At 56.4% G+C, this 25,177-nt stretch carries 22 protein-coding genes; 11 read left to right on the forward strand and 11 right to left on the reverse strand.

The window, feature by feature from the left end; all coding sequences use genetic code 11:
- Positions 1-232: 232 nt before the first annotated feature.
- Positions 233-1,585, reverse strand: coding sequence for a replicative DNA helicase (gene dnaB, locus H2O65_RS10210; RefSeq protein ID WP_259349523.1), 1,353 nt, complete (start codon positions 1,583-1,585; stop codon positions 233-235).
- 340 nt (positions 1,586-1,925) lie between these two features.
- On the opposite strand from dnaB, the gene H2O65_RS10215 reads away from it, so the two are divergent.
- The 5 genes from H2O65_RS10215 (at position 1,926) to rplI (ending at position 5,211) form a co-directional block, all read left to right on the forward strand.
- Positions 1,926-3,368, forward strand: a complete 1,443-nt coding sequence (locus H2O65_RS10215) for an MATE family efflux transporter (RefSeq protein WP_259349524.1) — start codon at positions 1,926-1,928, stop codon at positions 3,366-3,368.
- 175 nt (positions 3,369-3,543) lie between these two features.
- On the forward strand, positions 3,544-3,837 hold the full coding sequence (gene rpsF / locus H2O65_RS10220) for a 30S ribosomal protein S6 (protein ID WP_182141584.1): 294 nt from the start codon (positions 3,544-3,546) through the stop codon (positions 3,835-3,837).
- Positions 3,838-3,869: 32 nt separating this feature from the next.
- Positions 3,870-4,433 carry a single-stranded DNA-binding protein gene (locus H2O65_RS10225; RefSeq protein ID WP_182141585.1) on the forward strand — a complete coding sequence of 188 codons (564 nt, stop codon included), beginning with the start codon at positions 3,870-3,872 and terminating at the stop codon, positions 4,431-4,433.
- A gap of 58 nt (positions 4,434-4,491) precedes the next feature.
- A complete protein-coding gene (rpsR, locus tag H2O65_RS10230; protein ID WP_182141586.1) occupies positions 4,492-4,731 on the forward strand; it encodes a 30S ribosomal protein S18 in 240 nt (79 codons plus the stop codon).
- A gap of 18 nt (positions 4,732-4,749) precedes the next feature.
- Positions 4,750-5,211, forward strand: coding sequence for a 50S ribosomal protein L9 (gene rplI, locus H2O65_RS10235; protein ID WP_182141587.1), 462 nt, complete (start codon positions 4,750-4,752; stop codon positions 5,209-5,211).
- An 86-nt stretch (positions 5,212-5,297) separates the two neighbouring features.
- Here rplI and H2O65_RS10240 read toward each other — a convergent pair whose 3' ends face one another.
- Together H2O65_RS10240 and H2O65_RS10245 are read right to left on the reverse strand one after the other, a co-directional pair.
- A complete protein-coding gene (locus H2O65_RS10240; RefSeq protein ID WP_182141588.1) occupies positions 5,298-7,673 on the reverse strand; it encodes a transglycosylase domain-containing protein in 2,376 nt (791 codons plus the stop codon).
- A gap of 93 nt (positions 7,674-7,766) precedes the next feature.
- Positions 7,767-9,251 carry a CCA tRNA nucleotidyltransferase gene (locus H2O65_RS10245; RefSeq protein ID WP_259349525.1) on the reverse strand — a complete coding sequence of 495 codons (1,485 nt, stop codon included), beginning with the start codon at positions 9,249-9,251 and terminating at the stop codon, positions 7,767-7,769.
- A gap of 105 nt (positions 9,252-9,356) precedes the next feature.
- On the opposite strand from H2O65_RS10245, the gene H2O65_RS10250 reads away from it, so the two are divergent.
- The 6 genes from H2O65_RS10250 (at position 9,357) to H2O65_RS10275 (ending at position 19,018) form a co-directional block, all read left to right on the forward strand.
- Entirely contained in the window at positions 9,357-9,905 is a 549-nt protein-coding gene (locus tag H2O65_RS10250) for an NUDIX hydrolase (protein WP_182141590.1), read from the forward strand.
- A gap of 19 nt (positions 9,906-9,924) precedes the next feature.
- Entirely contained in the window at positions 9,925-12,042 is a 2,118-nt protein-coding gene (locus tag H2O65_RS10255) for a DUF6049 family protein (RefSeq protein ID WP_182141591.1), read from the forward strand.
- Entirely contained in the window at positions 12,039-14,795 is a 2,757-nt protein-coding gene (gene murJ / locus H2O65_RS10260; RefSeq protein ID WP_182141592.1) for a murein biosynthesis integral membrane protein MurJ, read from the forward strand. Before H2O65_RS10255 ends, murJ begins: the two co-directional genes overlap by 4 nt.
- Positions 14,796-14,834: 39 nt before the next feature.
- Entirely contained in the window at positions 14,835-15,767 is a 933-nt protein-coding gene (trxB, locus tag H2O65_RS10265) for a thioredoxin-disulfide reductase (RefSeq protein ID WP_182142776.1), read from the forward strand.
- Positions 15,768-15,817: 50 nt separating this feature from the next.
- Positions 15,818-17,071 carry a PLP-dependent aminotransferase family protein gene (locus H2O65_RS10270; RefSeq protein ID WP_182141593.1) on the forward strand — a complete coding sequence of 418 codons (1,254 nt, stop codon included), beginning with the start codon at positions 15,818-15,820 and terminating at the stop codon, positions 17,069-17,071.
- A gap of 381 nt (positions 17,072-17,452) precedes the next feature.
- Entirely contained in the window at positions 17,453-19,018 is a 1,566-nt protein-coding gene (locus H2O65_RS10275) for an IS1634 family transposase (RefSeq protein WP_182141594.1), read from the forward strand.
- 252 nt (positions 19,019-19,270) lie between these two features.
- Here H2O65_RS10275 and H2O65_RS10280 read toward each other — a convergent pair whose 3' ends face one another.
- The 8 genes from H2O65_RS10280 to rpmH all read right to left on the reverse strand — a co-directional run bounded on the left by H2O65_RS10280 (position 19,271) and on the right by rpmH (position 24,969).
- Positions 19,271-20,521 (reverse strand): ParB/RepB/Spo0J family partition protein, encoded by a 1,251-nt coding sequence (locus H2O65_RS10280; protein WP_182141595.1) that lies wholly within the window; start codon positions 20,519-20,521, stop codon positions 19,271-19,273.
- A 9-nt stretch (positions 20,522-20,530) separates the two neighbouring features.
- Positions 20,531-21,415 (reverse strand): ParA family protein, encoded by an 885-nt coding sequence (locus H2O65_RS10285; protein ID WP_310649230.1) that lies wholly within the window; start codon positions 21,413-21,415, stop codon positions 20,531-20,533.
- A gap of 71 nt (positions 21,416-21,486) precedes the next feature.
- On the reverse strand, positions 21,487-22,107 hold the full coding sequence (rsmG, locus tag H2O65_RS10290) for a 16S rRNA (guanine(527)-N(7))-methyltransferase RsmG (RefSeq protein WP_182141597.1): 621 nt from the start codon (positions 22,105-22,107) through the stop codon (positions 21,487-21,489).
- The gene (locus H2O65_RS10295; protein WP_182141598.1) at positions 22,107-22,664 is read right to left on the reverse strand and encodes a R3H domain-containing nucleic acid-binding protein; all 558 of its coding nucleotides are present in this window, start codon (positions 22,662-22,664) and stop codon (positions 22,107-22,109) included. The genes rsmG and H2O65_RS10295 overlap by 1 nt, the downstream gene beginning before the upstream one ends.
- Before the next feature lie 29 nt (positions 22,665-22,693).
- Positions 22,694-24,049, reverse strand: coding sequence for a membrane protein insertase YidC (gene yidC / locus H2O65_RS10300; protein WP_182141599.1), 1,356 nt, complete (start codon positions 24,047-24,049; stop codon positions 22,694-22,696).
- A gap of 81 nt (positions 24,050-24,130) precedes the next feature.
- On the reverse strand, positions 24,131-24,427 hold the full coding sequence (gene yidD / locus H2O65_RS10305; RefSeq protein WP_182141600.1) for a membrane protein insertion efficiency factor YidD: 297 nt from the start codon (positions 24,425-24,427) through the stop codon (positions 24,131-24,133).
- Complete coding sequence (gene rnpA / locus H2O65_RS10310; RefSeq protein WP_182141601.1) at positions 24,424-24,804, reverse strand: ribonuclease P protein component; 381 nt, start codon at positions 24,802-24,804, stop codon at positions 24,424-24,426. Before rnpA ends, yidD begins: the two co-directional genes overlap by 4 nt.
- A gap of 27 nt (positions 24,805-24,831) precedes the next feature.
- Positions 24,832-24,969, reverse strand: a complete 138-nt coding sequence (rpmH, locus tag H2O65_RS10315; protein WP_182141602.1) for a 50S ribosomal protein L34 — start codon at positions 24,967-24,969, stop codon at positions 24,832-24,834.
- Between the last annotated feature and the right edge of the window lie 208 nt (positions 24,970-25,177).

Consider the following 25,177-nt stretch of genomic DNA (forward strand, 5'->3'; position numbering starts at 1 on the left):
CACGCTCGCCCCCACAATGGCCGGAATGCGCGCAGCGGGGTCTTGAGGCCTGTCACCAAGGATCAGTGTCCAAGCACTACGGAGCCAACTAGGGCATAGGGAGCCGAATGGGCCCGGTTTGAACGTCAATCACACTGTTATAGATGCCTAGTCGGCTCGCTAAGGCGCAATCGGCTCGCTAATGAGAATGGGGGTTGGTGGGTGTGGCGCCGGGCTGCGATCCCCTGGGGGCCTACCCGAACTCGCCCGGGTGCCTCGCCAAGTTGCCAAACCGGGCCTGGGCGCCCTGGAAGACAACTGGGATGGTATCGGTTGGACCATTGCGATGCTTCGCAACGATTATGTCGGCCTCACCAGGACGGTCCTCGGCATCATAGTAGTCGGGCCTATGCAACAGGAAAACCACGTCGGCATCCTGTTCCAGCGAACCGGATTCGCGTAGGTCAGCCATCATTGGCTTGTGATCACTGCGCTGCTCAGGTCCGCGATTCAACTGTGCTACAGCAATCACCGGGAGTTCCAGCTCCTTAGCCAGCAGTTTCAGCGAACGAGAGAATTCTGAAACCTCTTGCTGACGGGATTCAACCCTCTTGCCGCTGGACATCAGTTGCAGGTAGTCGAGGACCACAAGGCCCAGGTTGTGCTGTTGCTTGAGACGGCGGCACTTCGAGCGGATCTCCAGCATTGACATGTTCGGAGAATCATCAATATAGAGCGGTGCTGACGATACTTCACCCACACGTTTCGAGACCCTGGTCCAGTCGTCAGCTGTCATGTCACCCGAACGCATCTTCCCCAGAAAAACCCCCGTCTCCGCAGAAAGTAGGCGCATGGCTATCTCTGAACGCGACATTTCCAGACTGAACATGGCGGCCGCAATGTTGTTGTGAATGGCGGCGCTGCGACAGATGTCGAGGGCGAGAGTTGACTTACCCATTGCCGGACGCGCAGCGATAATGACCATCTGTCCGGGGTGAAGCCCCTGCGTCAAGGAATCAAGATCAGAAAACCCTGTAGGTACGCCCGTTAGCTTGTTCTTGTTGTTGGCTATCCGCTCGAGTTCGGTGAGGATGTCATCCGACATCTCTCCTAGAGCAATGTAGTCCTGCTTCTGGCGCCCTTCGGCAACTGCGTGAACCTCGGCTTGAGCGGCATCCATGAGGTCGTCCACCTCGCCACCGTCCTCGGAGTAACCGAGTTGGACAATGCGCGTCCCCGCACTAACTAGGCGCCGCAACATCGCCTTCTCACGGACGATCCGCGCATAGTGAGTCGCGTTCGCGGTTGTTGGAACGGATGCCGTAAGACTGTGGAGATACGCTCCCCCACCAATCCTCTTAAGAGCACCAGCTCGTTCCAGTTCCGCAGCGACGGTGATTGGGTCGGCAGGTTCGCCCCGCGAATAGAGGTCGAGGATGGTGTTGTAGATAGTTTCATTCTGTGGCCGATAGAAATCGATCCCCGAGATGATCTCACCTATTTCACCGATCGCATCCTTGCTGAGCAGCATGGACCCAAGCACTGACTGCTCAGCCTCCAGCGCCTGAGGCGGGACACGATCAAAATCGCTCGGTGAGTTATCCACTGTTCTCCTGATCTCGCTTCTCAAAACCCGCAGGTTGTGGGAAAACTTCTTGATGCAAGCTCCAGACATCAACATGAACGATGCGTGACACCCTTGGGAACACTATGGGGCATCGGAAGTAATTTCCAATCCTCAATGTGGGTAGAGTGTGGAAAACCTGGGGATGTGAACAACTTATCGGTGGATTGTTTGTGGATTAGTTGTGGAAATAGGGTGGATGAGTGCGGGTGAACAGTTTTTCTAGCTTGGGTCCTCTGTGGCGTCATCTCGCGCCTAGATGGGTTCACACATATCCACAGTGTTGTTCACAAGCTGTGTAAAAGAACTGGAAGCAGAATTGGTGGAAAGAACTTCTCCCGACACGCCGGCAGATGACAATTACCCTCAAGTGTCCCGTGAAGGTTCCAACCGAGGCCCTCATGGAGGTGTTGAACTCGACTTTTCCAGTAGGACAATCCTCGGGCTTGCCGTCCCTGCACTTGGCGCCCTTGTAATAGAGCCGCTGCTGCTGATGATCGACTCGATCATGGTCGGATCCCTTGGAACCGCGCCGTTAGCTGGTCTTTCACTCGCCTCAACCATCCTTACGACCCTCGTTGGTGTATTCGTATTTCTTGCGTATGCAACGACCGCGCTGACCGCCCGCGCACTGGGGGCTGGGCGCCCTAAGGAGGGCATCCAGGCGGGCCTCGATGCAATGTGGTTGGCACTGGGAATCGGCATCCTCGTGGTGACAGTCTTAGTGTTCTCTGCACCCACAATCATCACCTTCATGGGCGCTGATGCACAGGTGTTTCCACAGGCGGTTGCTTACCTGAGGGGCGCCTCCTTCGGTATGCTCCCCATGCTGGTTATCCTGGCCGCAACTGGAACTCTCCGGGGCGTCCTCGACATGAAGACTCCCCTGTATGTCCTAGCTGGCGGTTCAATCGTCAATGTCGGACTGAACCTGCTCCTGATTTTCGGCCTCAACTTGGGGATACTCGGCGCGGGCATCGGCCTCTCGGTGACCCAGACGCTGATGTGCGTGGCGTTGGTGTCCGTGGTGGTCAGAAAGGCGCGCCCACTTGGTGTTTCTTTCAAGCCCTCACTCACAGGTCTCGGCGGTGCGTTTGGCGCGGGCCTGCCACTGCTGGTTAGGACAATCTCTCTCAGGCTTGCACTCCTTGCGACAGTTGCGATCGCAACGCAGGCCGGCGTCATTGCCCTTGCTGCACACCAGGTGGTCAACACTGTGTGGACCATGGCATCATTCGCGCTCGACGCCCTCGCCATCGCCGCGCAGAGCCTAGTCGGAGTCGCACTGGGCAGTGGTCACCGCAACGTTTTGCGCTCTCTGGTACGCAAAATGACACTCTGGGGCGCCGGATCCGCGGCGGTCCTCGGAGTAGTCATGGCGGTGCTTTCACCGTGGATACCGCTTGCCTTTGGGACCGATCCCGTAATGCACCAGGCAGCATCGGGAGCGCTTCTTGTCGCGGGTCTGCTCATGCCTATCGGGGGCGTTGTGTTTCTTCTCGACGGCGTCCTCATCGGAGCATCGGAGGGGAGATACCTGGCGTGGACAGGCATTGTCACCCTTGTCCTCTACCTTCCGGCACTGTGGATGCTCCACCAGCGAATCAGCGCACTCTCAGCGATGGACGAGGGCGCCGCTCTGACGGGCACCCAACAGAGTGAGATACTCCTGTGGCTCTGGGTCACATTCGCCGGCTGGTTCATGTTGCTGCGGGCGACGACCAACACATTCCGTGCCTACTCACCGAGAATGGGTGGGTTGTGACGCGCTCAACCGCCCTGGGTGTCCAAACCGGGTAGTCCTCAGCTCGGTGAGTCGGTAGAGTAGAGCGTTGGGTGTCAAGACTTGGCCAAAAGGGCCGAATCAGACTCCCACATCGCAAGACCCTCCTGCCACGGACCGTCCGTGGCCGTCTAGACCGTAGGAGGTGGGGAATACATTGCGCGCATATGAAATGATGATCATCCTCGACCCATCACTCGAGGAACGTACCGTGGGCTCCTCCATGGAAAAGATTCTGAAGCAGGTGACCGTTGCTGGCGGTACCGTTGACAACATTGATGTTTGGGGCAAGCGCACGCTGGCCTACCAGATCAATAAGAACGACGAAGGTATCTACGTCGTTGTCACCGCACACACCACACCTGAAGTTATCCAGGAAATCGACCGTCAGCTCAACCTGAACGAGTCCGTCCTGCGTACCAAGGTCCTTCGCCTCGACAACGAAGGCTAACTTAAACCCGTTTTGGTTTAGAAGGTAGATCAATGGCGAACGACACAGTTATCACCGTAATCGGCAACCTAACTGGCGACCCTAACTTGAGGTACACAACCTCCGGTGCGGCCGTGGTCGACTTCACCGTGGCATCAACGCCCCGCACATTCGACCGTAACTCCAACCAGTGGAAAGACGGGGACACCTTGTTCCTACGTTGCTCTGCTTGGCGAGAGTATGCGGAGAACATCGCAGAGTCCCTCACCAAGGGGACCCGCGTGATCGTGCAGGGCCGCCTGGTGCAACGCTCATACACGCCCCGCGACGGTGGCGAACAGCGCACGGTAGTCGAACTGCAGGTGGACGAGGTCGGGCCGGCACTGCGTTACGCAAAGGCACAGATCACCCGCACACCACGCCAAGGTGGAGGAAACTTCTCCGGCGGTGGCAACAGCGGTGGATTCGGCGGCCAGCAAGCAGCTCCCGCTCAGTCAGCACCACAGGCGGCTCCCGACTACTCACAGGGCGGATATGGCGCTCCTGCAGGTGGTCAGGCGGATGACCCGTGGGGCGCACCTGGGAACGCTCAGTTCGACAAAGAGCCACCTTTCTAAGCTTTCAGAATTTCTTGTGGTCGCCATCGCGACCTAGGTATTTTTTAGAGGAGACATTATGGCGAAGCCAAATCTTCGCAAGCCGATGAAGAAGAAGGTCGGCCCCGTCCGCACCGTCAAGGTCGGCAACATCAATTACAAAGACACCGCTGTGCTACGCAAGTTCATTTCGGACCGTGGCAAGATTCGCGCTCGTCGCGTTACCGGCGTCTCCGTCCAGGAACAGCGCAAGCTCGCAAAGGCGATCAAGAACGCCCGCGAAATGGCACTGCTCCCCTACTCGACCACCGGTCGCTAGGAAGAGGGGAAGTAACTAATGGCTACCAAACTCATCCTTAACCGCGACGTTGAGCGCCTTGGCGCTGCCGGCGAAGTTGTAGAGGTAAAAGACGGCTACGCACGCAACTACCTGGTGCCCCGCGGTTACGCGGTTCGCTGGACAAAGGGCGCGCAGCGTCATATCGATCAGAACCTTGAGCAGCGGCGCAAGCGTGAGATTGCTTCCGCCGAGGACGCAATCGCATTGCGTGACCGCATTGCAGAAGAGGGTGCAACCACCCTGTTCGTGAAGGCTGGCTCAACGGGACGCCTCTTCGGCGCAGTTAGCCCTAAACATATGGCTGCCGCCCTTCAGAAGCAGTTCGGGGTTCCTTTCGATCCCCGCAACATTGAGTTCGGTTCACCGATCAAGACAACCGGAACGTACACGGTGACAATCAAGTTACTGCCGGAAGTCTCGGTTACCACAGAGCTGGTTGTAAAGTCTGACAACAAGTAACCCTTGAAGGTCAACTAAGCAGGTCAAACCTGAGAAACTCCCTCGGTCCGTCTGGGCCGAGGGAGTTTCTTGCTCAAGCGTGGCTATTAACCCGCGTTTTCACCTGACTGGCCCGGTTCTGGTTCCGGCCCAGGCTCTGGTTCAGGAGTCGGCGTGGGCGTGGGCGTGGGCGTGGGGGTTGGCGCAGGAGCCGGGGTCGGCAGCGACTGTGGAATCTCCGGTCGCTTCTGTAGGACCGTGCTGTTGAACCATGGGAAATCGATTACTGGGACATCCTGCAGCGCTACCTGCATGTATGCCAGCCAAATGTCGGTGGGCCAATCGCCACCATGGACCGACGAGACATCGCCGATGGGTGGCAGCGCAAGCATCTCTCCGCCCTCGCCAACGTTATACATCGACACGACCGTGGTGAGCTGGGGGACAAAACCGGCAAACAGTGCGGAATTTGTTTCCTCAGAAGTACCTGTCTTACCACCGACCGGTCGATTCAGGGCAGAGACCTTGCTTGCGCTACCTCCGTCTTCTGCTGGCGCAAGCAACGCTGGCATGGCCATGGACAATGTGTCGCTATCAAAAATACGTTCCTTGGGAGCCTGTGCCCTGTAAACCTCATTTCCCCGCGAGTCCGCAACTGAGCGAACAATGTGAGGATCGATTTTTTCCCCGCCGTTCGCCAGGGTTGCGAAGGCTCGGGTCAAGTCAATGTTGTGGGGAGAAGCCGATCCCAGGACGTTAAGAAGCGTCGGCTCTAGGCCTGCAGTATCCTCCGGTAGCCCCGCCGCGATAACTGTGTCCATGAAGCTTTGAGGTGTGATCATCTCATTAATCGCCACGTAGACCGTGTTTGCGGATACAGCCGTCGCCTCAATGACATCAATCTGCCCATACGAGTAGTTGTCGACATTTTGCACAGTCAAGCCCTGGAACTCCAGGGGTGAGTTCCCATCGAATGTCTTCCACAGGGAGTTGCCCTGCTCAAGATATGGAATGAGGGCGAAGGGTTTGAGCGTGGAACCGGCCATCGCGGTGTCTTGCGTGACCGAGTTGACCTGCCTCTGCGTGTAGTCACCTCCCGCATACTCCGCGACGATCTCTCCTGTCGCGTTATCTACCGAGGACAGGGCGACCTGGACGGAAGCTGGCGTATCTCCGGGGAGAATTCCAACAGATGCGACAGCCGCCTGCTGCTGGGCGACAGATAGTGTAGACGTAATCGACAGTCCACCAGCATTGATCTCTTCTTCCGTGAAGGATTCAGAGCCAAGCAACTCGCTCTTGATCTGCTGGAGCAAATACCCACTCCAACCACTGAGTTGATTGGCTTGCTGGAGGGCGTCCGCAGCAACAGTCTCCGGGAACGTTTGGGATGCCGCTTCCGCAGCGGAGATGTAACCGTCCTCAACCATCAGGTTCAAGACCCTCTCCCACCTCTCCTGCGCCTTCTGCGGATCAACAGCAGGGTCCCACGCGCTCGGTGCGGGGATGATCCCCGCCAGCATCGCGGCCTCGGACAACGTCATCTCTGATGCCGGCTTCCCAAAATATGCCTGCGATGCCGCCTCTATTCCGTACGTGTTTCGACCGAAATAGATGGTATTCATGTAGTTGTCGAGGATCTCATCTTTCGTCTGACTACGGTTGATTTTGAGCGCAATAAGCGCCTCTTCCATCTTGTCAACGTAGGTCTTCGTTGGATTGCCTATGTAGTAGTTCTCAACATACTGCTGCGACAGGGTTGAAGCCCCCTGGCGAGCACCACCGCGAAGATTGTTGACCGCGGCACGAGCAATACCCTTCACGTCGACACCCGAGTTGGTGTAGAAGGTCCTGTCTTCCGAAGCGATCACGGCCTCGGTCACATACGATGGCAGGGTTGCAACATCAATGATTGTGCGGTTCACCTCAGAGAAGCGCCCCAGTTCAGTTTCCCCGTCGTTGTAGTAAACGACGGTGGTTTGAGCCAACGCGAACTCAGTGGGTTCCGGGATACTCACCCGGTTGTAAGCCCACAAGAAGAACGCCCCAACCGCAATCACGAGGACGCTGATGGCAACAACAAGCCCGATGGCGAGCCGCTTGGGCCACTTGCGCTTCTTCACTGCCACTTCGCCACCGTTCTCTCCTGTTATTTGGGCGACATCCCCACCGCTTGGGAACACTTCTGAAGCCAGAGGTGGGGGCGGTGCTTGCCGCCCCGACTCGACCGTGGCTTCGCCGCCTGTATCGCCCAGCATAACTTCAGGTTCTGCCGCCGAGGCCGCGATTGAAGTCGCCGAAACGGGCGTTAGGGGAATCCCAGATGCGGTAGGTAGAGTCCCCTGATCTGGCTCCGCATCTTCCGGCGGCCGATGACGAGCGGATCGACTACCAATCGGGGGTGGTGGAGGCGTGAACTTGCGGCCGCCGAAACCTTCGTCTTCAGCGCCCCCATTACGCCCAACCTGCGGTTTGTCAGCCACTGATCCCCCAATCTTCGACCCGTACACACTTGTTCTGTGATCAGGGTAAACCAGCAACCTACTCTATTCAGAGAGGTGCTCCAAGAATTGTGACTAAACCGAGTCGTTTGATTCTTTATCCCACCACTGTCTAAGCCTCGCAGCGGCCTGTTCCTTGCCGAGTTCGCCCTCGTCCATCCGTAGAGACAAGAGGTACTTGTACGCGCGACCAACCGCAGGTGAGGGACCCACATTGAGGATCGCCATGATCTCCTCACCGTCAAGGTCGGGGCGAATGGAATCCAGTTCTTCCTTCTCCCTTAACTCGGCAATCCTCTGTTCGAGGTCGTCGTAGGCAGCAGCAAGATATGCAGCTTTCCGACGGTTTCCGGTGGTGACATCTGCGCGGGTCAATCGGTGTAGTCGCTCCAACTGATCTCCCGCATCCGTAACATAGCGCCTTACTGCGGAATCAGTCCAAGCCTGCTCCCCGTAACCGTGAAACCGTAGGTGACCCGCTACCAACTCCGCCACCGCATTGGTCGTGGATTTGTCGAACCGCAGGGCTTTCATGCGCTTCCGGGTAATCTTGGCTCCCTCGACATCGTGGTGATGGAAGGTGACCTTTTTCCCTTCAAAGCGACGCGTCGCTGGCTTACCGATGTCGTGCATGAGGGCGGCAAAGCGGAGGATGAAATCTGGCCCGGGAACGGGACCATCCGGCCCAGTCTCAAGCGCCATTGCTTGGTCGAGGACGGTCAGGGTGTGTTCGTATACGTCCTTGTGCCGTCCATGCTCATCTACCGTGTCCTGGAGAGCGGACAGCTCAGGAAGAACATAGGGTGCCACACCCGTATAGACCAGTAGCTCGAGTCCACGTCGTGGGAAGGGACTGACGATGAGACGTTCCAGCTCAGAACGGATCCGCTCGGCGGAGACAATCTCGAGACGCTCGGCCTCGGCCCCCATCGCCTTCACTACCTCCGGCGCAACATCGACTCCCAGCTGCGCCGCAAAACGTGCGGCCCGCATGATCCTCAAGGGGTCGTCTCGGAACGACTGTGTAGCTGACACGGGGGTCCTCAACACGCCTTCAGCCAGGTCTTCCAATCCGTTGAACGGGTCAACCAAGACGAGGTCGGGAAGCCGCATTGCCATGGCATTCACGGTGAAGTCTCGTCGCGACAGGTCGCCCTCGAGCGTTTTTCCATAGATGACAACTGGCTTGCGGGAGTTCTCTTCATACTCCTCTGTCCGATAGGTGGTCACTTCAACCTGCAAGGAACCTTTGCGCCCCGCGATGGTTCCGAACTCCCTACCAACCGTCCAAACAGCGTCCGCCCACTGACGCATGATGGCCTCGGTTTGATCGGGGAGGGCCGAGGTCGTGAGGTCGAAGTCGTGTGCTTCCACGCCCAGGAACGCGTCACGAACAGGACCGCCAACAAGAGCAATCTCGTGGCCGGCGCTACCAAAACGGGCGGCTAGCGCCAGAATAGACTCCGGAAGGCCGGATAGTGTTGTCAAGCCAGAAGCCAACAGGGCTGGAATATCGCCTCGTCCAACCAACTTGTGACCAACTACCTTTTCTTCCGCCATAAGTTCCATCCAAGTCTTGATAAAGCTACACAATTACATGCTCGCATCCGAGGACGCACGGCTCAAAGCAGGTGCTCATTTGCCACTCCACCCTAAGCTGGGGCCATGCATAGTCAGAAGAGCGTTCGTGGGGCAGCCTATCCGGTCCCACGCCGTCCTCTTACCCCCAGGGTAATTACTGTGCGTAAAACCGCCATTCACACGCGAGCAGTGCAGGAAACCAGTGCGGGAGGCCTGTGTATTGATGTCAGAGACGGTGTTGCCTACGTTGCTCTGATAATGCGCCGTAACCGTGGGGGCCGTTTGGAGTGGTGTCTCCCGAAGGGACACCTCGAAGGTCGGGAGACACCCGCTCAAGCTGCAGTTCGGGAGGTCCAAGAAGAGACAGGTGCTCGCGGCCGAGTAGTCTGCAAGCTAGGAACTGTTGACTACTGGTTCTCAGGTACTTCAACCCGGATCCACAAGCTTGTTCACCACTTTCTCCTGGAATACCTCGACGGCGAACTTACCGTAGAGAACGACCCTGACCAAGAGGCTGAGGACACCGAATGGGTTCCCCTTCTGGAAGCGCAGAATCGCCTGTCATATCCAAATGAGAGACGCGTAGTAGCGGCCGCCATCGACCTCCTCTACTCGCCCTCACCGAACAAGTGACTATCTTCAGTAACGCGACATGAATAGACTTCCGCTAGCGAACCCCGAGTTGCGCGCAAAAGCAATGGCTGTGTTCTTTGCCGTCTTCATAGTATTCGTCGGCCTGTTCGCTGCGCCCACGGCAATCGCCAGTTCACAGGGTGATTCTGACTCTGCCTCTCCAACGATAAGGATTAGTGACCTGTCGCCTGAGATCCTTGTGGACGAGGACGAACTGGTGCTGACTGTCCACGTCGAAGCAGCGAGTCCAGAGCAGCTGCAGAGGGCTCGCATCATCACATTTGTGCATGCAGATCCGTTTGGTTCCATGGCCGAAGTTGACGATTTTCTCTCGGAGGGGCGCAACGACAGCTGGTCGGCTAACGAGCTCACCATGGAACAAGCGGATATTGAGCGCGCAACTACCGGAGGAACCGACATACGCATCAGGATCCCCGTTGATGATCTTCCTCTGTGGAATTCTGCCGCGTGGGGACCATACGGGGTGACGGTGCGCCTCCTAACGTCCACGAGCATTTTGGGTTTGAGTCCCGCACAGGACCGTACCCTGCTCTTGTGGTATCCCCCTGGTGCTACGGGAGAGATGCAGGTGAATGTCACTGTGACTGGAGTGGCGGACACGCTGAGCCCCGGCGCATGGTCGAGACTTGCGGGCGTTGGAACAACGGTCACACTGACGCACGAAGACCTCCGTGTCCTGTTGGCCAACGACTTGGGTCACGGACTTGAAATTGCGTCCATTCCCTCCGGAGATGCATCGCTATCTCTGCTTGCTGTTACTGAGCAGACTGAACTATATGGACTGGCCGCATCAACGCGCACCCTCCACGAGCCAGGCGTGGATGTACAGGAGTCGGACCCGCAGGACTCGCAGTCCGGGCAGTCTCAAAGTGGTGAGCAAGTCGGTGCAGACACAGGCTTTTCCGCAGGATCCCCCCAGAGTCTTGAGGCCGCCCTCCGCAGGTCCGACATATCTCTACTTGATAATCTTGTGATAGCAGACAATGAGTGGTGGGGGTTGCAGGTTCTGCGTGCCGGAGCAGGGGAAACGGTTCTTACAGATAGCGAGGGCGTCGCTGAGAGCTCTGCGGACTCAACTACACCATCGGCCAGGTTCCTTGTGGATGCAAGAACGGGCTCGACGATCGTTGACGGCGATCAGAGAACTGCAGATTCTCAGGAGACCGTGACAGTCTTAGACTCTTGGGGGGCCGCCGCAGAGTCGCTCTCGTCGAAGGCTAGATCTGAGTATGGGGATCTGAGTGCGCGCCAGCGTGTTCGCGCCCTAACAGCGATTTCTGCTGCACAGGACGTGGGTGACCTATCCGTGTGGATAAATATTGCGGCCCCTGAGCTAGGCAAGAACCCATCCGAACGACTAGCAGAACTACTTGAAAACCCCTGGGTCAATCCGCTCTCTCTGCAAGACATGCTCGAAAGCCCACTGTCTACCATTCCAAGGCAGCCGATTGGTGAGTCCACGTCTACTTCGGCCGCGGAGGTTGAAGCCATTCTGCACCCGCTCAATCAAGAACTCGTTGCGACCGAGGACGTCCTCCTCGCAACCGTTGATGGTGAACGGCCAACACCGGTGCAACTTCTGCCCGTTCTGGCCTCAACCGCCAGTGATCTAACCACCCAGCAACGCCAAGTACGAGTTGATAGCGCACTGGACATCCTTTCAAGTTTCACAAGGACGATCGATGTCATTCCTTCGGGACCCGTAAACGTCGTGGGTCGCAACGCCCCGTTCCCGATTACTGTCCGCAACAGTGGTCCTTATGCCCTGCAAATTCTTGTTGGGCTCGAAGCGGGAGACCCGCGTCTCTCAGCGAAGGACTGGGTACCTACTGTGGTTCCCAGCGGGGGTTCCGTGACGGTTCAAGTTCCGGTTCAGGCGGTGGGGACCGGGCAGGTCGAGGTAACCGCAGTCGCCATGACGGAGGGTGGTACTACCCTGGATGCTTCCGAACCGATAACCGTGAGGGTGCGTGCAGACTGGGAAGGTCCCGGCCTGTGGATCGTCGCCGGTCTGCTTTCAGCGGCACTAGTTGCTGGAGTCATTAGAACGATCAGAAAGGGGAAGCGTCGAATGTCTCCTCTCGCTACCGCTAGTTCCAATAAGGACAACGGGTGAACGATAATCACGACGAACGGCAGGACGACGAAGAGGACGAGGTCGGAGGCTTAGAGCCGAAACAGCAGACACTTCTCAGGTCGTCAGTTCTCATGGCGTCAGGCACGCTGACGTCGCGTATCCTCGGCTTCATTAAGTCTGCGCTGCTTGTCGCGGCACTGGGCGCCAGTGCTGGGGCAATGGGTTCATTCCAGGTCGCCAACACACTGCCCAACATGGTTTACAACCTTCTAGCTGCCGGAATCATCGATGCGGTATTGATCCCTCAGATCGTCAGGGCACTGAAGAGCAGAGCCGGTAACGAGTACGTCAATAAACTCCTCACGGCCGCGGGTGCCCTGCTGTTCCTCCTGACGCTGGCAGCAATGGTGGCGACACCTGTGATCGTCACGATTCTTGCGTCTGCTTACAGCCCGGAGATGCGGGCCCTAACAATCACGTTCGCACTCATTTGCGTACCGCAGATTTTCTTCTACGGGCTTTACAATCTCCTCGGTGAACTCCTGAATGCCCGGGGAATCTTCGGGCCGTACATGTGGGCGCCGGTTGTCAACAACATCGTCGGCATCGCGTCACTTATCGCATTCCTAGTGCTCTGGGGGCAGGCGGGAGATATTCGCCCCGCCGAGTCCATGACTTCCGAGCAGATCCTCATGGTCGCCGGAATGGCAACTGTTGGCGTCATTGCGCAAGCTCTGATCCTGTTGATCCCCCTGCGGAAGTCGGGCCTCAAGCTTCGAATTGACTTCAGACTCAAAGGAACCAACTTCGGCTCCGCATCCAAGGTGGCGTTTTGGACATTCGCAACACTTCTGATGAGCCAGTTTGCTGTTGTCTCCACCTCGCAGTTGGCGACTCGCGCGGATGCCTACACCTCTGCCACCGGTGACCTTGTAGCGGGCAATCCGGCGTATCAGTACGCCTACATGATCTATATGGTTCCGTCGTCCCTGATCGCCCTCACACTGGCGACTGCTATTTTCACACGTTTAGCCAACGATGTCGCGGACGGGAACATAAAGGGGGTGGCAGAGAACTACCACCGGGGCGTGGATCTGATTGTCCTACTGTCGTTCTACGCGGCGGCTGTGCTGATTGTGGCAGCCAACCCAATGATGCAGATCATCATGCCTACGCTCTCCCCCAGCAGTGCGTCCTTGTATGGCATGGTCTTGGTCGCCCTCGTCTTTGCATTGCCGTCAGGCGGATTAACAATGATGTCTCAGAGGGTGTTCTTCGCGTTTGAGAACGCCCGGCCCGTCTTCCTCATCGCGATAGTGCCCACTATTTTGCAGATTGCCGTCGGCTGGTCCGTGTATCTCATAGCGGAACCAAAGTGGTGGACCGTAGGCGCAGCAGCTGGAGAGACCGTGTATCGCGTAGTACAGGGATTCGTTGCCCTGGTCTGGGCTGGAATCTTGGTGAGACAGATCAATGTCGGTCGAGTAGTTGCCTTCTATCTGCGCTGTATGTTCTCTTTCGCAGTCTCTGGGTTTGTAGCATGGGCCGTGCTTCATTTCATCGGCCCCTCATCATCAGCAGAGTCAACAATTGGGCGCTTCTTTGACGGCACATGGAAGACTGTGCTCGTTGCGGTCATTGTGGCGTTCGTCTACTTCGGTCTCCTTCGAGTCTTTGATCCGGCCGGCATGAACGAAGCGGCGGGATCTCTGGTGGCCCGCTTCCGTCCTCGCCCCCAATCTGAGAGTGCGTCCCCTGCCGAACCGCTTCCACCAGGTAAAGAAGTTGATAGTGAGGCAGAGCTGGACGACCCGTCTGCAGGTGGGGAGACCGGCGAACAACCACTAGTCCAGAGACATGCGCGTGAACTTCCGCAGGCTGCAAGTTGGGCCGACGAACCTCCACAGTGGAACGAACTATTCTCCAGTTCAACCCAGGCAGCCGTGTTGGCCACACAGACATTGAACCGCGGAACCTCCTTTTTGGATATGGCGTCGACCGGGGCAATCCCTACCCTTACAGGAGAGTTAGGGGTCTCGCCGCGCGCCCGCGGGGTCGAAGAGCAAGGTAACGTGGAGAACCATGAAGTTAGGAAGGACCAGTTCGTGAGCGAACACAGAACCTCATCACAGGGAGCCCCGGTTGCCGCGACGGCTGGAAAGAAGGGGTTTAATCCGACCATTCCAGCGTTGATACTCGGACTTGTCCTTGTGCTGGCCGCCGGTTTCTTCGCTGTTCGCACGCTCATGGGCCCCGGACCTACCGATCTCTTTGCAGAAATGGGTGGCAACATCGCCCAGTCCGCACAATCTGGGCAATCTGGGCAATCTGAGGAGGAGGAAGTGGTTGAGGGGCCTGTCCCCACAGTCGCACCCGTTGTCACTAGTGCAACAGTTTTCTCGTGGAACGATGATGATGGAGATCACCCCGAGCTGGCGTCGGCGATCGTAGATACTGATCCGTCCACGGTCTGGCGTTCCCGGTACTTCACACAAAACGCGTTTGAAGAGGGTAGCGAGATCTCTGTTCTTCTGACACTTGCAGAGCCCGCTGTAGTCTCAGAAATCACCCTGAACGTTGTTGGCTCAGGAGGTGAGGTTGTAGTACGTAATCCTGCCGATGGCAATCCTAGAGCGGGGGATGTTCTAGCAACCGCGCCAATTGACGGTCAGACTGTTATTCGCCTGGCACAACCGACAGAGCTTTCAGCAATCGGTCTAACTTTCAACACGCTGCCAGTTGATGATGAGGGGATGAACAGGGCAAAGATTGCTGGAATTTCAGTCCAGTAGACTGGCGTGAGTACCAGATTGATGGAAGCGAAGGGAATTATGCCTGAAGTGTTTGAGGATGTCGTTGTTCTTGGATCCGGACCCGCCGGATACACGGCCGCAATCTATGCGGCCCGCGCCGGCCTGCAGCCCCTAGTGATCGCAGGGGCGCTGGATGCCGGGGGTGCCCTCATGACTACAACAGAGGTAGAGAACTTTCCGGGCTTTCCTGAAGGTATTCAGGGGCCGGACCTCATGGACCATATGAAGGTTCAGGCTGAGAGATTTGGGGCACGTATCGAGTTTGATGATGCCAGTGCTGTTGAGTTCGACGGAGAGCATCTGAGGGTAACTACCTACGACCAGATTATTGAAGCAAGAACCGTCATCATTGCAACCGGGTCCGCATACAAGCACCTCAATGTGCCCGGAGAGGATCTACTAAGTGGGCGTGGTGTTTCATACTGCGCAACCTGTGACGGGTTCTTCTTTAGAGATAAGGAACTGGCAGTAGTCGGTGGTGGGGACTCAGCGATGGAGGAGGCATTGTTCCTCACGCGATTTGCCTCGAAGGTCACGGTCATTCATCGACGCGATGAGCTCCGTGCTTCACGAGTGATGGTTGAGCGCGCCAAAGCCCACGAGAAGATCGAGTTTGTTTGGGATTCTGTAGTGTCGGAGGTTCTCGGGACCGAGGGCGTTGAAGGTGTGCGCCTCACAAACGTGAAGACCTCAGAGGAATCTGTTCTCCCAGTTCAGGGAGTATTCGTCGCGATTGGCCACGACCCTCGATCTGAACTATTTCAGGATCAGATCAATCTTGACGACGCAGGATACATTGTTGTGAGCGAACCGGGTACCGCTACATCTCACCCAGGAGTATTCGCGTGTGGTGACGTTGTAGATCACACCTACCGGCAGGCCATTACAGCCGCAGGAACCGGTTGCAGGGCAGCGCTTGACGCGCAACGATACCTCGAAGATATCAAGTAAGGAACGCTTCCGCATCTGCGGAAAGAGAAAGAGATTTGGCGGAATTTATCATGACCGTGTCAGAAACCAGCACTGCGGAATCGGGTTCGGGAGACTGGTTGCACCTTCTCTCAGAAGATGGGCTGAACCTGCGCGAGTCCGAGATTCGCGCTCTGTTCTCAGTAGTTTCCCGTCCTGAAGTGGTGTCACTAGCTGGAGGAATGCCGAACCTTCAGGACCTTCCTCTGGACGGCATCGGGGAAATGACCTCGAAGCTCATCGAGACAGACGGTACAAGGGCCCTGCAGTATGGTGACGGACACGGGTGGAACCGATTGCGCGAACAGATTACCGAAATCATGAGCAAGGAGGGGATCGACGCTGATCCCTACCAGATCCAGATCACCACCGGGTCACAACAGGCCCTGCAACTAGCATCCGACATTCTGGTCAATCCGGGTGATGTCATTCTGGCAGAGTCACCTTCATACGTTGGCGCTCTGGGGGTGTTCCACTCACGACGAGCAGAGGTTGAGCATATCGAAATGGACGAGGATGGACTTCGTCCAGATGCACTTCGGGAGGCGATTCGGAGCGTACGGGCGTCGGGGCGTGAAGTGAAGTTTCTTTATACGATCCCAAACTTCCACAATCCTGCAGGCGTATCAATGTCCGAAACTAGACGGCCTGAGATTGTAGATATCTGCAGGTCAGAGGGCGTTTTGATCGTTGAAGACAACCCATATGGACTTCTCGGCTTCGACCAGGAACCAACTCGAGCCCTGCAACCTCTCTGGCCCGAAGGCGTCATCTACCTAGGTAGCTTTTCGAAGATTTTTGCTCCCGGCTACAGGATTGGTTGGGCACTGGCTCCTCAGGCGCTCTACGAGAAGCTGGTGTTGGCAGCAGAATCGGACATTCTCAGCCCGTCTATGATGGGGCAGATGTCCATAAGCAAGTACCTCGAGGACTTTGACTGGTACGCGCAGGTACGTGATTTTGCCAAGATGTATAAAGGTCGTTGGGAAGCGATGCGCGATGCACTTGAGGCGGAGATGCCCGAAGGCTGCACGTGGACAACACCCACGGGTGGCTTCTATACCTGGGTTTCATTGCCGGAAGGCGTTGACTCCAAGGCAATGCTTCCAAGGGCTGTGGAGGGACTAGTTGCCTACGTTCCTGGAACTGCCTTCTACTATGACGGTCGCGGGCGTGATCATGTCCGCCTTTCATTCTGCTACCCCACCGAAGAAACAATTCGAGAGGGCGTGCGCAGATTCGCATCTGTGCTCAAGAAGGAGATGGCAGAGGTAGCCAAGGACTAGTTGCCCGCTGGAGCACAGGGGGGTTGCACCCCTGCACTTGGGTATCTCTGCACCTGCGCCGCTTGGCACGGTCCCCCGTCAACCCGGCCGTTGGTCGGCACGGTCCCCCGTTAACCTGAAACGTATGCGTGGGGACCAAACGTGTGTCTGGGGTTGCTACCCCAAGCGATCATTTTGTCCCCACGCATACGTTTCGGAGGGGGGGCCCAACGGTGCCCGCACAGCGGTTGATACACGCGCGCATCGATGGTGTGAGCAAGTGCGTTAGGCCTGACTTGGACCACCTGGGGCTCTTTTGGTGTGTTGGGTTTGTGTTTGTGCTGGTCATGGGTGGTTTGGGTTTGGGGTTTGGGTAACTAACGGGGTTGGTAGAATGCCCAGGTGAGTCCCTTTTTGCGTAAAGTTCCCACTGCTTCGGGGGCAACCGCGGTGCAGATCGTGGTCAAGGAATCTGGGCGGGTGCGGGTGCTTGAACATCTGGGGTCAGCTCACAGCCCCGGTGAGCTTGCCGCACTAATGCAGGTAGGTCGGGAGCGGCTGCATCCGGGTCAAGAGGAACTGGATTTAGGTTTAGACCCAGCCGTGCGTGGTGGGGCTGTTGTGCAGTCTCAGTCATCACGCTTGTTGGTGGAAGTGATCCAGAATGCGTGGGATGCTCTGGGGTTTGATGTAATTGCAGATGAGGGGTTCTTTCAACTGGTCCTGGCCCGTTTGGTGGAGCCAACTTCAATGGTTGATAGTCGCCGCGTGTTGGAAGAACTGGGGGTCACCCCCGTGCATTACTCAACCTTCAAACGAGCCTTGACGCGGGCTGGGGAGCGTGATTACCGGGGCCAAATCGCGAAGGCCTGTTTCAATCATTCCCTGGTTACGAGTGGCTTGTCTTTGCTGCTTTACGATGTGACCACCTTGTATTTTGAGGCTGAGAAGGAGGATGACTACCGCAAGGTCGGGTTCTCTAAAGAACGCCGGGTTGATCCTCAAATCGTGGTGGGCTTACTGGTGGATCGGGCGGGTTTCCCTTTAGAGATTCACTGTTTTGCTGGTAACAAACCCGAAACCCAAACCATCCTTCCAGTCATCAAAGCCTTCGCTGACCGTAATAACGTGGTTGACATGGTGGTGGTAGCAGATGCGGGAATGCTGTCAGCCACCAACCTTGATGCTATCGAGGAAGCCGGGTTGCGGTTCATTGTGGGATCGCGGATGACTAAAGCACCCCAGGACCTGGCGGGCCACTTCCACTGGCACGGCAGCGACGCTACCGATGGCCAAATCGTTGACACCACCACCCTCAAACGGGGCAAGCCCCGCGCTGACCCGGAGGGCAGTGTTCCTCTCACCCAGCCAGTGTGGGACCCAGGCAATGCGGCCCACGCCAGGTCGTGGCGCACAGTGTGGCAACACCGCCACAAACGCGCAGTAAGAGACCGTCACACTCTCCAGAAGCAGCGTGAACGAGCCGAAGCAGTTATCAGCGGTGAAAGGCCCGGTAAAGCGGCCAGGTTTGTGAAGACCACTGGCACCAAACGTGTTTTTGACCAAGCCACTTTTGAGCGGGCCCTACTGCTTGCCGGGTGGAAAGGCTACGTCACTAACATCCCCAAAACCGTGATGGACGCCCAAGAGATCGTGGGGTCTTACCACGAACTGTGGCATGTGGAGCAGTCTTTCCGCATGAGTAAAACCGACCTGCAGGCTCGACCTATCTTCCACCGTGAGCGAGATGCTGTTGAAGCCCATTTGACCGTGGTCTTCACTGCCCTAGCCATCAACCGCTACCTCTACGCAGCGACTGGGACCACCTTGAAAAAACTGGTGCAAACCCTACGTCCCTTGCGAGACGTCACCATTCAGATCAGCGGCCAACAAATCACCGCCACCCCCAAAATCAGCGCCCAAACACAAAAAATACTCACCAACCTCAAAACCAACACGGGTAACTAAAGTGGTCCAACTCAGGTGGGGACCAAACGTGTGTCTGGGGTTGCTACCCCAAGCGATCATTTTGTCCCCACGCATACGTTTCGGAGGGGGGGCCCAACGGTGCCCGCACAGCGGTTGATACACGCGCGCATCGGTGGTGTGAGCAAGTGCGTTAGGCGAGGACGGCAAGCAGCAATGGATCAATGGCGGTGGCAGAAGAACGTATATCTACAACCCCGCTTGTGAACTGCTGGCTCGCGCCAAGCGCTGGCTCTATAGACCCAGTTCAGAGGCTATTCGATCTAGATCAGCCTGGTCCGCAAATTCGATAATCAACCTGCTCTTCCTAGCACCTGGAACCACCCTCACCGAAGTGTCCAGGCGTGTAGCAGCTGCATCGGCAATCCTCTGTGCCGCCTCTGAAGGCGCTGCTTGCGGACGCGTTCTCCTCTTTACCGAGGGCTTCTTTCCAAACTTTGCTAGCTCCTCGGTAGCGCGTACTGACAAGCCCTCGCTAACAATTCGGTCTGCCATCGATTGCATTTCTGCTTGGGTTCCCAAACTGAGAATTGTGCGTGCGTGTCCTGGGCTGATGACACCCGCAGCAAGCATTCGTTGAACGGATGTCGGAAGTTTCAACAGTCTAAGAGTGTTGGCCACCTGCGGACGGGACTTCGAAACCCGGGTGGCTAGCTGCTCTTGCGTGTATCCAAAATCCTCCATTAGTTGCGAATAGGCTGCCGCTTCCTCCAGAGCATTTAGTTGTACTCGATGAATGTTTTCGATGAGTGCTTCACGGAGCAGCTCGTCCTCACCCGTTGAGCGGACAATTATTGGGATGGACTGAAGCCCGGCTTGTTTTGAAGCTCTCCAACGCCTTTCTCCCATGACCAGTTCGTATCTAGCTTCTGGCTGATCGACAAGTGCCTCCCGAAGACGGTCGGCCTGCCCCTCTTCAGCCAAGCTCTCCGCAGTGATCCGCCGAACCACAACGGGTTGGAGCACACCAACTTCTGCGATCGATGTTGCAAGCTCTTCAAGCTCGCCCTCATCAAAAATACTTCTTGGCTGTTTGAGGTTCGGGATAATCCAAGTCGGATCGACGTGCCCGAATGTTACGCCGGGGACAGGTAGAAGCTCTTCGTCAGCACGTGCCTCAATGTCAATATCCGCTTTGGAGCTGTTGCCCGTAATTGTTTCACGTGAAACATTTTCCCTGTGAACAGTTCTGTTCGACAGGTCAGAAAAGGCACCAGATGAGTCAATTGTTTCACGTGAAACACTCTTAGAGCCACCTCGGGGAGAAAGGAGGTCTCTGGCGGACCCGCCCCTCTGAACTGCCAGATCGGCAGACCTTCCGGTCAAATCAGGAAAGAGTACATCTAGAGGCTTCTCTTGCTTTTGTTGCGTCGGCTCCCTATCCGGGATCAAGGCGCCTAGCCCCTGTCCCAGTCCGCCACGCGCCCTCGATGTGCGCTGGACCCGCGGGCGACGTCCAGCATCCTTCTCACCTGGTTCTGCCATCATCAACTCCTAAGCTAGGGCGTTGGCAAGTTCAGCTGCAACCTTACGGTAAGCAATCGCGCCTGTACCACGCTCATCGTAGGTAATGACCGTCTCTCCATAGGAGGGAGCCTCAGATATCCTCACAGATCTTGGAATATCCGTGTTGAACACCGCTTCTCCGAAGTGAGTGCGGACCTCATTGGCTACCTCTGAACTCAGCTTCGTTCTACCATCCATCATTGTCATTAGGATGAACGGGGCTTGAAGGTCGGGGTTCAAGTCATTCTGAATGCGTCCGATAGTCTTTAGCAGCAGTGACAGTCCTTCTAATGCGTAATACTCTGCCTGAACTGGAACAATCATTCCAGTTGCTGCCACCAAGGCATTCAACGTCAGCATTCCCAGGGAGGGCGGGCAATCAATCAGTACCAAGTCGAACTGGTTGTCGTTCCCGTCCTCGAGAAGGTCGGAAATCGCAAACTTCAACAGGTGCGCCCGCTGAGCTTCGTCGACGAGTTCAACTTCCGCACCTGCGAGGTCGATCGTCGCTGGACACACGAAGATACCCGGAACCTCTTCACACTGAACGAGGGTATTGGCCAAATCAACTTCCCCAAGCAACACTTCGTACGTCGACGGTGTCCCGCCACCATGGGGGATTCCGAGGGCGGTGGATGCGTTGCCCTGAGGATCGGAGTCAATAACGAGCACTCTCAGTCCACCCACAGCCAGTGCTGCAGCGAGGTTCACTGCGGTGGTTGTCTTGCCAACGCCACCTTTTTGATTCGCAACTACAAGAATCGGTGTTCCCTGAGGCTTTGGGAGCTGGCTCCCATCCATTGCAGCAAACTCCGAGTAGTTCTTCGCCAGCTGATCTGCCAAAGGTGACGATTTTCCGACATCCTGCTTCACAAGACCACCTCTCAACCGTCTTAGCATAGTTTGCGGCTCCAATATCAGTTAACGCGCAGGTCAGAGTGGGTTTAGATAGTGCGTTTACACTCCACAACGTAGGTTGTTTCCCCATCGAGCACCGAGACGACCTCGTGTACCTGTGCAACCAGGTGTCTGCGTTTCAGTTCATCCGCTGCCTCATTGACTTCCTCATATGCGCGCCTTCCCTTGAGTGCCAAGAGACGCCCGCCAGGCGCAATCATCTTTGAGGTAAGACGCAGCAACTTAGGCATCGCGGCCACTGCGCGGGCTGTGACAACGTCCGCGCGAATCTTCTTGCCGATGTTTTCGCTGCGATCACGAACGATGCTGACGTTGTCGAGTCCGATCTCTTCAGCGGCTTCAGCCAACCATTCACACCGCCGCTCCATCGGTTCAACAAGTGTCACTTCAAGATCGGGTCGTGCGGCAGCAATTACTAGACCTGGCAATCCCGCACCAGATCCAACATCAATAACAGTTCCCCGTCTGGGGAGGAACGGCAATAGTGCAGCAGAATTCACGATGTGTCGTGACCAGATCCGTTCAGCTTCCTGAGGTCCGATCAGGCCACGCCTCTCACCCTCCGCCGCCAACAAGTCTGCAAACGCGACAACGGCTGACGCACCAGTTCCAAACAGCGACAGAGTGACCTGGTTCGGGCTTTCCATCAGTCTTCTACAACCAATGTTGCCTGCGTATCAACATCTTCAACGTCGCCCTCGTCGCCTGCAGCCAATGAAATCACCACGCAACGCGACGGTTCACTCCCCGCTGACTCGGAAACCAGACCAGCCTGAGCAACCACATCGTGACAGACCTTGCGTTCAAACGGGTTCATTGGATCAAGTCGCACCGGCGAACCAGTGTCTTTGACCTCTGCAACAGCATCCGCAGCGATCTGCTGCAGCTCTGCTCGCCTCCCAGCACGGTACCCGGCCACATCCAGCATCAGTCGAGACCGCTCACCCATGGCTGTCTGCACTGCTAGACGCGTTAGTTCCTGCAGCGCTTCCAGTACTTCCCCATCTTCTCCGACCAAACGAGAGAGTCGAGAGCGAGGATCATCGCTGACGATTGCTACAGAAGGTCGATCATTCTCCACGTCGATCTCAATGTCTCCATCGAGATCCATGATGTCCAAGACTTCCTCAAGGTAGTCTGCGGCGACCTCGCCCTCTTCCTCAAGCTGCTTCAAGCGCGTTTTACCGCCGGTACTGTTCGTCATTCGTTCCTCCGGTTGCCCACGTAGTACTTCTAATTCCCCGAATTGGTCTTCTTCTGGGGGTTATCCTTGCCCTGAGAACGCCGCTCCTGGCGACGCTGTTGGCGCCTCTGCTCGATTTCCTCAGGTGTAAGCGAGTTCTTGGCATTCGATGCCTTCTTAGCGTTGCGCTGCGCCCGCTTATCAGCGGCCTGCTGTTCCATACGTTCGCGCTCAGCAACCCTCATACGTTGCTCGCGCGACATCTTCTTGGGTCGGTTCTTGCGTGCAGCCTCTACCTGTTCTTGGCTCTTCCGTGCCATGATCTGTTGCTTCATCCAGATCTCGTCTGGAATTGTCTTCCAGGGCTCCATGGCCAAAGCGCGGTATACGGATAGCCTGTCTGCAACTGACCAATCCTCAGGGAACTTCCTGTAAACCTTTTGGCGGCCGGCCTGACGCTCCACTGTCGCAAGTGTGGTCGATTGCAACTTCTCAAGAGCAGGCTCGTCACCTTTGTCTTCTTGAGCCTTGGCGTCGTAGTTCTCAAATTCTCCCACGGCCCACTTCTTGTAGTTACCTTCGCGGCGCTCAAGCAGCTCGTTGAATGCTGGAGATCCAGGATTGGGAATCGTTTTGTTAACCCACAGCTGCTGGCAGTAGCCGAACACGGTGGTTGTCACCATGTAGACCAACAAACCCATCTGGAAGATGACACCCGTAAATACGAACATCAAGGGCATCATGTACATCATGGACTTCTGGCTGCGAACCATGGGGTTGTTGGGATCCTGATTAGGCGCCATGTTCTTTGTCATCGACAGACGCATAGTCAGGAACTGAACCACCACAAGAACAGCAATAAGCACAATAAAGACTGCCTTGAGCGCACCATTCGTTGTTGCTAGCGTCTCGGTGAGACCGACGCCCACAACAGTTGAGTCGGCAACGTCAGCGGCCATTGCCGCATTAAGTGGACCGAGGGCGTCCCAAGCATATGTGCCAGCCATAATCTGGCTGACTGAGAAGAAGACCCTGTAGAGAGCGAAGAGGATTGGCATCTGCACCAACATTGGCAAACAGGAAGCATAAGGAGATGCCCCATGCTTCTTGTACAACGCCATTGTCTCTTCGCTTTGACGCTGACGGGAGACCGAATCCTTCTTCCCCTTGTACTTGGCCTGGATCTTCTGCATCTCCGGCTGAAGCAGCTGCATGCTACGCATGGACTTGATCTGCTTCAAGTACAGAGGCAGAATCGCGAACCGTACCAGAACGGTCAAGATGACGATGGAGAGAACCCAGCCGATACCGGGACCGCTAGGGATACCAATGAAAGTCAGTGCCCTATAGATGGAAACCCAGATCCACGCGAAGGCCACGATAATCGGGTGAAGAATTGAATCCACTGAGGACTCCTTACAAGAACGCTCGTATTGTCAAACTAGAATCTAATAGCATCTCAACTGCTAACCGTGAACCGCTAACTCTCACGGCCCCTCTTCGATGTCGTGGCCGGCCCAGTCGTCGGGCGGGACCCACTCAGGTGCTTTCCAAAAACCCTTTGAGGGAACGTGATTCACGCCCCCTCGGCTCCACGGGTTGCATCGAACAATTCGCGCAACTCCGAGGAGAAAACCTTTCCCAACTCCGTGTATCTGCACCGCTTCAACAAAGTACTGTGAACAACTCGGGTAATAACGACACCTCGGAGCCATTAGCGGTGAAACATAGCGCTGATACAACCTCACGGGAGCAAGAAATATCGGGACAAATGGGTTCTTCATTCGTCACACCTAAGCTCAGAAGCCGTGTCCACGGATGCCTTCTTAAGTGCCGAAGCGAGGAGTCGGTCGAAGTTTCGGCCAAGCTCCTCGCTAGACATACCTACTGCTCCCTCGAGACTTCGGACCACAAGAGTCCAGCCCGCTGGCAGCGTCACGACGCGCGACTGAATGACATGCCTCAGTCTCCGCTTCACTTGATTGCGTGCAGTGGCCCTCGGTACTTGCCTCTTTCCAACAATCAGTCCCGCCCTTGCAGGCATCTGTCCGGGGCAGGGTAACACCGAGACAACCAGGACATAGTTCCCGGATTTGCACCCCTTCTTCAGAGTTCGTGCGAATCCCTCACGCCTGGTTATTCGGCGATCAGCGCTGAGCACACCATCAACTGTCGTCGACGAGGGCGATCAGACAGCGATCTGCGAGCGGCCCTTGCGACGACGGCTAGAAAGGATTGACCGTCCGGCACGCGTGCGCATACGCAAGCGGAAACCGTGAACCTTGTGCCGGCGACGGTTATTCGGCTGGAAAGTACGCTTCGTCATCTTAGTTCTCCTAGAAAGGACAGCACGTTGCTGCCAGGTTTAGTGTCGGCCACACGAATATAACCATCACAAATACGCCAAAACAGACTACGCCGAACCGTTCGCCGTGGTCAATGAAGGCACGCTTAAGCGGCGCGCCTCATAGGTAGTTCCACAACTGTGGATATCCCCGTGGATACATATGCTACTTTGTCCCCAGCCAGATGTG

The organism is Schaalia sp. JY-X169 (assembly GCF_014069575.1).
GTDB lineage: Bacteria > Actinomycetota > Actinomycetes > Actinomycetales > Actinomycetaceae > Scrofimicrobium.

Bases quoted from the DNA above. Each gene is read 5' to 3' on its own strand.
- H2O65_RS10225 (WP_182141585.1), top strand. From the start codon at position 3,870: ATGGCGAACGACACAGTTATCACCGTAATCGGCAACCTAACTGGCGAC.
- rpsR (WP_182141586.1), top strand. From the start codon at position 4,492: ATGGCGAAGCCAAATCTTCGCAAGCCGATGAAGAAGAAGGTCGGCCCC.
- rplI (WP_182141587.1), top strand. From the start codon at position 4,750: ATGGCTACCAAACTCATCCTTAACCGCGACGTTGAGCGCCTTGGCGCT.
- H2O65_RS10245 (WP_259349525.1), bottom strand. From the start codon at position 9,251: ATGGCGGAAGAAAAGGTAGTTGGTCACAAGTTGGTTGGACGAGGCGAT.
- H2O65_RS10250 (WP_182141590.1), top strand. From the start codon at position 9,357: ATGCATAGTCAGAAGAGCGTTCGTGGGGCAGCCTATCCGGTCCCACGC.
- H2O65_RS10255 (WP_182141591.1), top strand. From the start codon at position 9,925: ATGAATAGACTTCCGCTAGCGAACCCCGAGTTGCGCGCAAAAGCAATG.
- trxB (WP_182142776.1), top strand. From the start codon at position 14,835: ATGCCTGAAGTGTTTGAGGATGTCGTTGTTCTTGGATCCGGACCCGCC.
- H2O65_RS10270 (WP_182141593.1), top strand. From the start codon at position 15,818: ATGACCGTGTCAGAAACCAGCACTGCGGAATCGGGTTCGGGAGACTGG.
- H2O65_RS10280 (WP_182141595.1), bottom strand. From the start codon at position 20,521: ATGGCAGAACCAGGTGAGAAGGATGCTGGACGTCGCCCGCGGGTCCAG.
- rsmG (WP_182141597.1), bottom strand. From the start codon at position 22,107: ATGGAAAGCCCGAACCAGGTCACTCTGTCGCTGTTTGGAACTGGTGCG.
- H2O65_RS10295 (WP_182141598.1), bottom strand. From the start codon at position 22,664: ATGACGAACAGTACCGGCGGTAAAACGCGCTTGAAGCAGCTTGAGGAA.
- yidD (WP_182141600.1), bottom strand. From the start codon at position 24,427: ATGAAGAACCCATTTGTCCCGATATTTCTTGCTCCCGTGAGGTTGTAT.
- rpmH (WP_182141602.1), bottom strand. From the start codon at position 24,969: ATGACGAAGCGTACTTTCCAGCCGAATAACCGTCGCCGGCACAAGGTT.